This is a genomic window from Streptomyces acidicola, from assembly GCF_009377235.1.
In the GTDB taxonomy this organism is placed as follows: Bacteria; Actinomycetota; Actinomycetes; order Streptomycetales; family Streptomycetaceae; genus Streptomyces; species Streptomyces acidicola.
In genome coordinates this window covers 18298-31082 of record NZ_VMNX01000016.1, presented here as the reverse complement: position 1 = coordinate 31082, position 12785 = coordinate 18298, and the positions used below count along the sequence as shown (strand labels likewise).

Here is a 12785-nt window from a genome sequence, read left to right as displayed (position 1 = left end):
CAAAGGGACAGGATTCACGTGCCCACTGACGACAAGACTCTGACGTATCTCAAGCGGCTGACCACCGACCTTCGCCAGACCCGTCAGCGGCTGCGCGAGGTCGAGGCCCGGGACCGCGAGCCGATCGCGATCGTGGGGATGGGGTGTCGCTTTCCCGGCGGGGTGGACTCGCCGGAGACACTGTGGGACCTGGTGGCGTCCGGCGGCGAGGGTGTGTCGGGGTTCCCGGTGGATCGCAGCTGGGACCTGACGGGCCTGTTCGGTGACGGGCCGGGCCAGTCGTCGTCGCGGCACGGCGGCTTTCTGCACGACGGCGCCGAGTTCGACGCGGAGCTGTTCGGGATCTCGCCGCGTGAGGCGTTGGCGATGGATCCGCAGCAGCGGCTGTTGCTGGAGACGTCGTGGGAGGCGTTGGAGCGGGCGGGGGTTGATCCGCTGTCGTTGCGGGGCTCGCGCACGGGCGTGTTCGCGGGGCTGATGTACCACGACTACGCCTCCCGGCTGCCGGTGACGCCGGACGAGGTCGAGGGTCTGCTCGCGAACGGCAACGCGGGCAGTGTTTTCTCCGGGCGTGTCTCCTACGTGTTCGGGTTCGAGGGCCCGGCGGTGACGGTGGACACGGCGTGTTCGTCGTCGCTGGTGGCGTTGCATCTGGCGTGTCAGTCGCTCAGGTCGGGGGAGTGTGACACGGCGCTGGCGGGTGGTGTGACGGTCATGGCCTCGCCGGCCACGTTTGTGGAGTTCTCCCGGCAGGGCGGGCTGGCGTCGGACGGCCGGTGCAAGGCGTTCGCGGAGTCGGCGGATGGTACGGGGTGGTCGGAGGGTGCGGGTGTGCTGGTGCTGATGCGGCTGAGTGAGGCGCGTCGGCGGGGGCGGCCGGTGCTCGCGGTGGTGCGGGGTACGGCCGTCAACCAGGATGGTGCGTCCAATGGTTTGACCGCGCCCAATGGTCCGTCGCAGCAGCGGGTGATCCGTCAGGCTCTCGCGAACGCCGGTGTGTCACCGGCCGAGGTCGACGTGGTCGAGGCGCATGGCACTGGTACCCGGCTCGGCGATCCCATCGAGGCCCAGGCCCTCCTCGCCACCTATGGGCAGGCGCGCGACGGCGACGGTGAGGGTGAGCCGGTGTGGTTGGGGTCCGTGAAGTCCAACCTCGGGCACACACAGGCGGCCGCGGGTGCGGCCGGTGTCATCAAGATGGTGATGGCGTTGGGCGCGGAGCGCCTGCCGCGTACCTTGCACGCGGAGGAGCCGTCCTCTCACGTGGACTGGGAGTCGGGTGCGGTGCGGCTGCTGACCGAGGAGCGGTCCTGGCCGCAGGGCGGGCATCCGCGTCGGGCGGGTGTGTCGTCGTTCGGCATCAGCGGCACGAACGCCCACGTCGTCATCGAAGAGGCGCCGGCCCCCGCCGCGCCTTCCGCAGAGGAAGACCCGGACGCTGCCGAACCCTCTGTCGAGGACGCCGAGGGACCGGCCACGCCGGCCGCCCCCGCCACCTCGGCCACGACGGTCGATCTGCCCGTGATCCCCTGGGTCGTCTCCGCGCGCGGTGCCGACGCCCTGCGCGCCCAGATCGAACGGCTCGCCCCGGTCGACGCCGCCCCCCTGGACACGGGGTACTCCCTCGCGGCCACCCGCGCCGCCCTCGACCACCGCGCCGTCGTCCTCGGCCACGACCTCGCTGACCTGCGCGCCGAGCTCGCCGAGCCCGCGATCAAGGGCGCGGCGACCGAGGGCCGTACAGCATGGATGTTCACCGGCCAGGGCAGCCAGCGCCCCGGCATGGGACGAGAACTCGCCGCCACCTTCCCGGTGTTCGCCACGGCACTCGACGAGATCTGCGAACTCCTCGACGCCGAACTCGGCTTCGGGCGGCCTCTGCGCTCCGTTCTCTTCGGCGACGAGGAACAGGCCCTCCATGACACCGGCTACGCCCAGTCCGCCCTCTTCGCCCTGCAAGTCGCCCTCATCCGACTGCTGCGCTCCTGGGGCACCGAACCCGAGGTCGTGCTGGGCCACTCCGTGGGCGAGTTCGCCGCCGCCCACGCGGCCGGAGTCCTCGAACTCCCCGACGCCGTACGGCTGGTCGCGGCCCGCGCCCGACTCATGCGGGCCCTGCCGCAGGGTGGCGCCATGGTCGCGATCGAGGGCACCGAGGCGGAGGTCACCGCGCTCCTCACGGACGGCGTCGTCATAGCCGCCGTGAACAGCGCCACGTCCGTCGTCGTCTCGGGCCACGAGGACGCCGTACGACAGTCGCTCGATGCGGCACGCCAACAGGGCCGCCGGGCCACGCTGCTGCACGTATCGCACGCCTTCCACTCCCCGCTCATGGAACCGATGCTGGCGGAGTTCGCGGGCATCGCCGCCCAGGTGACCTACCACCGCCCCACCCTCCACGCGGTGAGCACCCTCACCGGCGCCGTGCTCGACGGCGACGACTGGACGACGCCGGAGTACTGGGTACGGCAGGTGCGGGAGGCCGTACGCTTCCACGCCGCCGCCCGCACGGCCGTGGACGAACTGGGCGTCGCACGCTTCCTCGAACTCGGCCCCGACCCCGTCCTGTCCGCGCTCGTCGACACGGCCCCCGCCGCATGTGTGCTGCGCCGTGACCGCGACGAACGCGAGAGCGCCCTCGCGGCCGTCGCCGAGCTCTTCGTCCGCGGCACCCCGGTCGACTGGGCCGCCGTCTTCACGGGCACGGGGGCACGCGAGGTGCCCCTGCCGACGTACGCCTTCCAGCACCGCCGCTACTGGCTCGAAGCGCCGCGCACCACCGTCGACGCCGCCGGCCTGGGCCTGCGCCCCGTCCGCCACCCGCTGCTGGGCGCCGCCGTGTCCGTCGCCGACACTGACACTCTGCTGCTGACGGCCCGGCTGTCGGTCGCCGACCAGCCCTGGCTCGCGGACCACGTCGTGGCGGGCACAGCGATCGTCCCCGGCACCGCACTGCTGGAACTGGCGCTGGCCGCGGGGGAGCGGGTCGGCTGCGACCACGTCGACGACCTCACCCTCCACGCCCCGCTCGCCCTCCCGGCGGACCGTGCCGTCGAACTCCAGGTGGGCGTGGAGTCGCCGGACGCCGCCGGACACCGAGCCCTGCGCATCCACGCCCGCCCGCACGACACGGCCGACGAACTGCCCTGGACACTCCACGCGTCCGGCACCATCGCCGAGACCGCGTCGGCGGGCGAGACATGGGACCTGCGCGTGTGGCCACCGCAAGGAGCGGAACAGGTCGAACTCGACGGCCTGTACGAGCGGTTGGGTTCGGCGGGCCTGTCGTACGGCCCGGCCTTCCGCGGCCTGGAAGCCGTATGGCGCTCCGGGGAGGACTGGTTCGTCCAGGCCACACTGCCGGAAGCGGCAGCGGGTGGCGGCGAGGGATACGGCGTGCACCCGGCGCTGCTGGACTCGGTGCTGCACGTCCTGGGTCTGTGGGAGAGCGACGGCACCCGGTTGCCGTTCCTGTGGTCCGGTGTGGAACTGTCCGCCGTGGGCGCGTCCACGGTCCGGGTGCGCGTGACGCCGCGAGGCGAGGACACGGTCGAACTCCGGGTCGCCGACGCGACCGGCGAACCCGTCGCCAGGATCGACAGCCTCCTGCTGCGCCCCGTCACCCTCACGGACCTGGAGACCGGCGACTCCTTCGTCCGAGACGCCCTGTTCCGCGTGGACTGGCGCGCCCTGAACGACATCGGAGACGCCCGGACCGCCGACTGGGCCGTCCTGGGCGAACTCCCGAACGGACACACGGCCCGTTACGGCACCTCGTACGCCGACCTGGCCGCACTGAGCACGGCACTCGACGCCGGCACGCAACCGCCGAGCACGGTGACCCTGCCGCTCACGACGGCCGCCGCAGGCTCCCCCCGGGAGACCGTCGCCGAGATACTCGGCACGATCCAGGAGTGGCTGCGGGAGGTACGCCTCGGCGACTCCCGCCTGCTGATCGTTGTCTCGGGCACGGCCGACGACGACGAGCCCCTCACCGATCCCTCCGCGGCCGCCGTCCGCGGCCTGGTCCGCACGGCCGCGACCGAACACCCGGGCCGCATCGCCCTCGCCGACCTCGACCTCGACTCCGCTTCCTGGGAGACGCTCGTGGGTGTCCCGGAGACGGTGAGCGAAGTGCTGATCCGCCGGGGAACGGCCCGTGTGCCGCGCCTTGCGCGCATGGCTGGTGGGGATGTGCTCCTGCCGCCGCTGGGCGCGGGTTCGGGCGTGGGTGCGGGTTGGCGGATGGATGTGGTGGCTCAGGGGCGGCTGGATGGTGTGGCGTTGGTTCCTGAGGAGCCGCGTGGGCTGGGGGCCGGTGAGGTGCGGGTCGCGGTGCGGGCGGCGGGGGTGAACTTCCGTGACGTGCTGAATGTCCTGGGCATGTATCCCGGGGATGCGGGGCGGTTGGGGCATGAGGGCGCCGGTGTGGTCGTGGAGGTGGGCCCTGAGGTGACCGGCCTGGTGGTCGGTGATCGGGTGATGGGTCTGCTGGACGGTGCGTTTGCTCCGACTGCTGTGACCGATGCGCGGCTGCTTGCCCGGGTGCCGGACGGGTGGTCGTTCGAGCAGGCGGCGTCCGTGCCGATCGTGTTCCTGACTGCTTATTACGCCTTGGTGGATCTGGCCGGTCTGGAGGCGGGGGAGTCGGTGCTGATCCACTCGGCTGCCGGTGGTGTGGGGATGGCTGCTGTGCAGCTGGCCCAGCACCTGGGCGGTGAGGTGTATGGGACGGCGAGTGAGCCGAAGTGGGCGGTGGTGCGGGGGCTGGGCGTGGTGGGGGAGCGGATCGCTTCGTCGCGGACGACGGAGTTCGAGGAGCGGTTCCAGCCGGGTGTGGATGTGGTGTTGGACTCGCTTGCGGGTGAGTTCGTGGATGCGTCGCTGCGGCTGGTGCGGACGGGCGGCCGGTTCGTGGAGATGGGCAAGACCGACGTCCGTGACGCGGATGCGGTCCGGGCAGAGCACGGCATCGACTACACCGCCTTCGACCTCATCGACTCGGGGCCGGACCGGATCGCTGAGATGTGGGCCGCGCTGCTGGAGCTGTTCGAGCAGGGCGCGCTGCGGCCGAACCCGGTGACGGCGATTGACATGGGGCGGGCGCCGGAGGCGTTGCGTCTGCTGGGGCAGGCCAGGCATGTGGGGAAGGTGGTGTTGCGGGTGCCGTCGCCGTGGGGTGGCGGGGGCACGGTGTTGATCACGGGTGGGACGGGTGGTCTGGGTGCGGAGGTCGCCAGGCATTTGGTTGCCGTGCATGGCGTGCGGGATTTGCTGCTGGTGTCGCGGCGTGGTTCGGCTGCGCCAGGTGCGGGTGAACTCGTGGCTGAGTTGGAGGGGTTGGGTGCTCGGGTCGTTGTGCGGGCGTGTGATGTCGCTGATCGTGATGGGCTCGCCGCTGTGCTGGATGGGGTGGATCTGTCGGGTGTGGTGCACGCGGCGGGTGTGCTGGATGACGGTCTGATTGCTGATCTGTCGGCTGAGCGTGTGGGCCGGGTGGTGGCGGCGAAGGCGGAGTCGGCGCTGCATCTGCATGAGTTGACTGCCGATCGTGGGCTGTCGGCGTTCGTGCTGTTCTCGTCGTTCGCGGGTGTGGTCGGTAATGCCGGTCAGGCGGCGTACTCGGCGGCGAACAACGTCCTGGATTCTCTGGCGGTGGTACGTCGGGCTCAGGGGCTGCCTGCTGTGTCGCTGGCGTGGGGGATGTGGGCGAGCGCCGAGGGCATGGGTGGCACGCTGGGTGAGTCCGAGTTGGAGCGGATGGCCCGGCAGGGGTTCCCGGCGTTGGAGACGGGCGAGGGGCTTGCCCTGCTGGATGCGGCTCTGTTGGTGAACGAGCCGATCGCCGTCCCCGTCGCCCTGCGTACCTCGGCACTCGGCGAGGCGGGCCACAGTTTCCTGCCCCCAGTGCTGCACGACCTGGTGCCGCTTCGGGCACGTCGTCGTGCTGTTGGCGCTGTCACCCCAGCCGGCGGTGAGCTGGCACGCCGTCTCGGCGGGCTGGCGCCGGTCGAACAGCGCAGGGCTCTGCTGGAGTTGGTCCGGACGCAGGTCGCCGTGGCGCTCGGCCATGCGTCGGCGGCGACCGTGGACGAGACCCGCAGTTTCAAGGACCTCGGGTTCGACTCGCTCACCGCCGTCGACCTGCGCAACCGCCTCGGCACCGCGACCGGCATCACCACGCTCCCCGCCACCCTTGTCTTCGACCACCCGAACCCGAACTCACTCACCGACTACCTCCTCGAACAGTTCCTCGGCGAGATCACTGAGCAGGCTCCCCCGCAACCGCGTGCACAGGTGGCGGCGGCTTTCGATGAGCCGGTTGCGATTGTGGGGATGGGGTGTCGTTTCCCGGGTGGTGCGGATTCTGCCGAGGGGTTGTGGGATCTGGTCGCGGAGGGCCGGGACGGGGTGTCGGCGTTGCCGACGGATCGTGGCTGGGATCCCGCCCTGTTGGAGGGGCTGGCGGCGGTCGGTGGTTTCGTGGAGGGGGCGGCGCTCTTCGATGCCGAGCTGTTCGGGATCTCGCCGCGTGAGGCGTTGGCGATGGATCCGCAGCAGCGGTTGCTGTTGGAGACGGCGTGGGAGGCGCTGGAGGACGCGGGTATTGATCCGTCCTCGCTGCGCGGAACCCCGACGGGCGTCTATGCCGGTGTCTCCGCCAACGGCTACGGCAGCGGCACGGTCGACGATCCGCAGGGCAACACTGAGGGGTACCTGCTGACGGGCAGCACACCCAGCGTCGCGTCCGGTCGCCTGGCTTACGCCCTGGGGCTGGAGGGCCCGGCGATGTCCGTGGACACCGCTTGTTCCTCGGCCTTGGTTGCCCTGCATCTGGCTTGCCAGGCGTTGCGGTCGGGTGAATGCGACCTTGCGTTGGCCGGTGGCGCCACGGTCATGGCGACGCCGACGATCTTCCTGGAGTTCGCGCGGCAGGGTGGGTTGGCGGATGACGGGCGGTGCAAGTCGTTCGCCGACGGTGCCGATGGGACGGGCTGGGCCGAGGGCGGGGGCATTCTTGTCCTGGAGCGGTTGTCCGATGCCCGCCGCAACAACCATCCGGTGCTGGCGGTGGTGCGGGGCAGTGCGGTCAATCAGGATGGTGCTTCCAATGGGCTGACCGCGCCGAATGGTCCGTCGCAGCAGCGGGTGATCCGGCAGGCGTTGGCCGCGGCGGGAGTTGACGCCTCCGAGGTGGACGCGGTCGAGGCGCATGGCACCGGCACCCGGCTCGGTGACCCGATCGAGGCGCAGGCCCTCCTGGCGACGTACGGCCAGGCGCATGCCGATGATGAGCCGTTGTGGCTCGGCTCGATCAAGTCGAACATCGGTCATGCACAGGCGGCGGCCGGTGTCGCGAGCGTGGTGAAGATGGTCATGGCGCTGCGGGAGGAGACATTGCCCCGCACCCTGCACGTCGATGAGCCGTCCTCGCACGTGGACTGGTCGGCGGGTGCGGTGGAACTGCTGACGGAGGAGCGTGCGTGGCCGCGAGGTGAGCGTGCGCGGCGGGCGGGTGTGTCGTCCTTCGGGATCAGCGGCACCAACGCCCACGTCATCCTCGAAGAAGCCCCGGGCCCGGCGACTTCGGCACCCCGCAAGCCCGACTCCGCATCCGGCCTTTCGGTGACTCCCTGGGTCGTATCGGCTCGCACAGCTGATGCGCTGCGCGCCGCCAGGGCACGGCTGGCAGCGCACGTCGAAGCCCATGACCTCGGTCCGGCGGACGTCGGATTGTCCCTGGTCACGACCCGGGCCGCCCTGGAACACAGGGCAGTTGTTCTTGGGCGTGATGGTGACGCGTTGCTAGCCGGGCCCGCCCTGACGGGCGTCGTCACTGAGGGCCGGACGGCGTGGATGTTCACCGGGCAGGGCAGCCAGCGCCTCGGGATGGGGCGTGAACTGCACGTTGCCTACCCGCGGTTCGCCAGAGCCTTCGACGAGGTCGCTGCGCTGCTGGAGGCCGAGTTGTCCGGCGCGGACGGCTTCTCGCTCCCGTTGCGGGATGTCCTTTTCGCCGACGACGGCTCCGAAGCAGCAGCCCTCCTCGACCGCACCGGCTACGCACAAGCAGCCCTGTTCGCCGTCCAGGTCGCGTCGGTGGAGCTGCTGCGTTCGTGGGGTGTGGCGCCGGACGTGGTGCTGGGTCACTCCATCGGCGAGTACGCCGCCGCTCATACGGCCGGTGTCTTCGAACTGCCGGACGCGGTGCGGCTGGTGGCCGCGCGTGCCCGTCTCATGCAGGCCCTGCCCGAGGGCGGCGCCATGGCCGCCGTCGAGGCCGACGAGGCGGAGATCAACGACCTGCTCACCACCGTTGACGACGTGACGATCGCCGCCGTGAACGGACCGACCGCCGTGGTCGTCTCCGGCACTGAGGAGGGCGTCGAGCGGCTCATGGCGGGCGTTCGTGAACGCGGTCGCCGGGTCACCCGCCTACGCGTCTCCCACGCCTTCCACTCCCCGCTCATGGAGCCGATGCTCGACGAGTTCACCGCGGTCGCCGAGCAGATCACCTACCGTCGCCCCGTGGTTGCGGCGGCCTCGTCGGTCACTGGTGAGACCGTCGGCGAGGCCGACTGGACCACCCCCGCCTACTGGGTCCAGCAGGTGCGTCGGCCCGTCCTCTTCCACGATGCCCTGGCCACCGCCACTGGGCCGCTCGGCGGCGGACGGTTGCTGGAGATCGGCCCCGATCCGGTGCTGAGCGGGCTCGTCGACCCGGCGACCGCGCCGTCCTTCTCCGTGCTGCGCAAGGGGCGCCCGGAGACAGAGACCCTGCTCACGGCACTCGCCGAGGTCTTCGTCCGGGGGACGCGCGTCGACTGGGCGACCCTGTTCGAGGGCAGCGGCGCGCGCCGGGTGCCGCTGCCGACGTACGCCTTCCAAGGGCAGCGGTACTGGCTGGAGCCGGCCCGCGCCGCCGCCGATGCGTGTGGCCTCGGTCTCGCCGCTGCGGAACATCCGCTGCTCGGTGCGGCCGTCACCGTGGCCGGCTCCGACACGCTGCTGTTGACGTCCCGGCTGTCGGTTCGTACGCATCCATGGCTCGCCGACCATGTCGTGGCCGGCACTGTCGTCGTACCGGGCACGGCCTTCGTCGAGCTCGCCCTCCAGGCCGGCGACCGCGCCGGTTGCGGGCGGCTGGCCGAACTCACCCTCCAGGCGCCGCTCGTCCTGCCGCCCGACGGAGGCGTCATCGTCCAGATCACCGTGGAGCCCCCGGCGACGGACAGCGGGGAAGCCAGGGCCCTCCACGTGTACGCCCGCCCCGACGACGACGCCCCCGACCAGCCCTGGACCCCTCACGCCACCGGCCTGCTGGACGACACGGCAGCCACCCCGTCGGCGGCGCCCGAACTGCGCGCCTGGCCGCCCGCCGGGGCCCGTGAACTCGCCCTCGACGGCCTCTACGAGCGCCTCCACCAGTCCGGACTCTCCTACGGCTCCACCTTCCGCGGCCTGGCCCGTGCCTGGATCTCCGGCGACGACCTGCTTGTCGAAGCGGCCCTCCCCGAGCCGGCCATGGGTGAGGCGACGGCCTTCGGGCTCCACCCCGCGCTCCTCGACACCGTGCTTCATGCCCTGGCCCTGCGCGCGGGGGAGGGACAGGGGGCGCTGCTGCCGTTCCTGTGGTCGGGTGCGGCCTTCCACACCGTCGGCGCGAGCGTCGTACGGGCGCGGCTCACCCCGCGCGGGGCCGACACGTACGCGCTGCATGTCGCCGACGCGGCGGGCGCCCCCGTCGCCGTGGTCGACTCGCTGGTGCTGCGTCCGGTCTCGGCGGCCGACCTGGCACGGGCGGCCACCGGCCCGGACGACCTGTTCCGCCTCGACTGGGTGCCGGCGCCCACCACCGACCGCCCCGAGACCGCCCGCACCGGCCACTGGGCCGTGGTCGGCGACCGCGACTCGGCCCCGTGGCGCGAGTCCGGCGTGCCGACCAAGCACTACGCCGACCTGGACGCCCTCATCGCCGCCGTGGACGCGGGCGAGCCTGCCCCGGCGGCCGTCGGACTGGCCGTCGCGGCCAACTCTGGTGAAGTCCCAAGTCCGGTTGCTGATCTCCTGGGTGCCATGCGGACCTGGCTCGCACACGAGCGATGGGCTGACACGCCCCTGGTGGCACTGACCACCGGCGCGGTCGCCCTGCACCACGCCGCCGGCACCAGCACCGGGATCGGCACCGGCACCGACGCCGGCATCGGCACCGACACCCCCGATCTGTCCGGCGCCGGTGCCTGGGGTCTGGTCCGGTCGGCGATCAGCGAGCACCCCGGCCGCCTCGCCGTCGCCGACGTCGACGGCACCGCAGCCTCGTACCGCACCCTCGCCGAACGGCTCGCCCCCCTCGACGAGCCCCAACTCGCCCTCCGCGACGGCGAGGCGTGGGTACCGCGACTGGTACGGATGGCCTCCGGCGGAGTCCTTGTGCCGCCGGGCGCTGCCCCGGGCATGACCTGGCGTGTGGAGGTCGGCCGGCAAGGCCGTCTGGACGGCGTCGCGGTGATCACCGAGGAGCAGCGAACGCTGCGGGCCGGTGAGGTGCGGGTGGCGGTGCGGGCCGCGGGTGTGAACTTCCGTGACGTGCTGAACGTGCTGGGCACCTATCCCGGGGATGCGGGGCGGCTGGGGCACGAGGGTGCCGGTGTCGTCGTGGAGGTCGGTGCGGAGGTGACCGATCTGGTGCTCGGTGACCGGGTGATGGGTCTGTTGGACGGGGCGTTCGGCCCGTCGGCCGTCACGGACGCCCGGTTGCTGGCGCGGGTGCCGGACGGTTGGTCGTTCGAGCAGGCGGCGTCCGTACCGATCGTGTTCCTGACCGCGTACTACGCCCTGGTGGACCTCGCCGGACTCACGGGAGGCGAGTCCGTGCTGATCCACGCCGCCGCCGGCGGTGTCGGCATGGCGGCGGTACAACTCGCCCACCACCTGGGTGCCGAGGTGTACGGGACGGCGAGCGAGCCGAAGTGGCCGGTCTTGCGGGGTCTTGGTATTCCCGATGAGCGGATCGCCTCCTCCCGGACGACCGAGTTCGAGCAGCGGTTCAAGTCGGGCGTCGATGTCGTGCTGGACGCGCTTACGGGTGACTTCGTGGATGCGTCGTTGCGGCTGGTGCGGCCCGGTGGCCGGTTCGTTGAGATGGGCAAGGCGGACGTCCGCGACCCGGAGCAGGTGGCGGCCGCCCACCCCGGCGTCAGCTACCGGGCGTTCGACACGTTCGACGCGGGACCGGACCGGATCGCGGAGATGTGGGCGGCACTGCTGGAGTTGTTCGAGCAGGGCGCGCTGCGGCCGGTGACAGTGACCTCGTACGACCTGTCCCGAGCCCCGGAGGCGTTGCGTCTGCTGGGGCAGGCCAAGCACGTCGGCAAGGTCGTGCTGCGGGTGCCGTCGCCGTGGGGTGGCGAGGGCATGGTGCTGATCACGGGCGGGACGGGTGGTCTGGGCGCGGAGGTCGCCCGGCACCTGGTCACCGAGCACGGCGTGCGGGACCTGCTGCTCGTCTCCCGGCGTGGACTCGAAGCCGTCGGAGCCGCTGATCTCCGTGCGGAACTTGAGGAGTTGGGTGCCCGAGTCGAAGTGCGGGCGTGCGATGTCTCCGACCGTGCGGCACTGGCTGCCGTGCTCGACGGTGTCGGCGTGTCGGGTGTGGTCCATGCGGCGGGCGTTCTCGATGACGGTCTGGTCGCTGATCTGACGCCGGAGCGGTTGGCCGGTGTCATGGCCGCGAAGGCCGAATCGGCTCTGCATCTGCACGAGTTGACGGTTGACCGTGACCTGTCCGCCTTCGTTCTCTTCTCCTCGTTCGCGGGTGTGGTGGGCAATGCCGGTCAGGCCGCCTACTCCGCCGCGAACAACATCCTCGACGCCCTCGCGGCCACCCGCCGTGCTCAGGGACTACCCGCCGTGTCGCTCGCCTGGGGCATGTGGGATGCCGGTATGGGGGGCCGGCTGCCGCAGGCGGACGTCGCGCGGTTGCGGCGTGGGGGATTGCCGCCGCTGGCCGCGAGCGAGGCGTTGGCGCTGATGGATGCCGCGCTCGTCGTCAACGAGCCGAACGCCGTCCCCGTCGCCCTGCGCACCTCGGCGCTCTCGGGTGGCCGGGTGCCGTCCGTACTGCGGGACCTGGTGCCGACGGCGGGGCGGCGTTGGGGCGTCGCCGCCTCGGGCGCCGCCGGCGACGGTGGTGGGCTCGTGGAGCGGCTGCGTGGACTGGGTTCGGTCGAACGGGACCGCGTGCTGCTGGAAGCGGTGCTGGCCGAGGTGGCCGGGGTGCTGGGGCATGCCTCGGCCGGGGCGGTGGATGCGTCACGGGCGTTCAAGGAGCTGGGCTTCGACTCGCTCACGGCCGTGGATCTCCGTAACCGCCTGAACAGCGTGACCGGGTTGCAGCTGCCCGCCACCCTGATCTTCGACCACCCCACCATCCTGTCCCTCCGCGATCACCTCGGCGCGGAACTCGCCCCCGCCGACGACGGTGACACCGCCTTCCTCATGGCCGAGTTGGACAAGCTCCGCACGGTCCTCGCCGAGACCGCCCCGGCCGCGGACGACGACGTGCGCGCCGCGATCGGCGACCGGCTCCAGCAACTGCTCGCCACATGGTCGGCGGCCGCCAGCGAAGGAAGCGGGCAGGACGCGGACAACCGTGTCGTGCTCGACGACGCCACCGACGACGAGCTCTTCGCGCTGCTTGACGACAAGCCCTGGGTCGCCGAATGACCGGCCCGCAGCACCCCGCTCCGCCCAGCCGCGGCAGCCGGGCCGAGTCCCCCGACCCC

Annotated in this window: 1 protein-coding gene; it reads left to right on the top strand. The window is 71.8% G+C overall.

What is annotated here, in order from left to right; genetic code table 11:
- Positions 1-18 precede the first annotated feature (18 nt).
- Positions 19-12726, top strand: coding sequence for a type I polyketide synthase (locus tag FPZ41_RS49375; RefSeq protein ID WP_152860455.1), 12708 nt, complete (start codon positions 19-21; stop codon positions 12724-12726).
- Positions 12727-12785 lie beyond the last annotated feature (59 nt).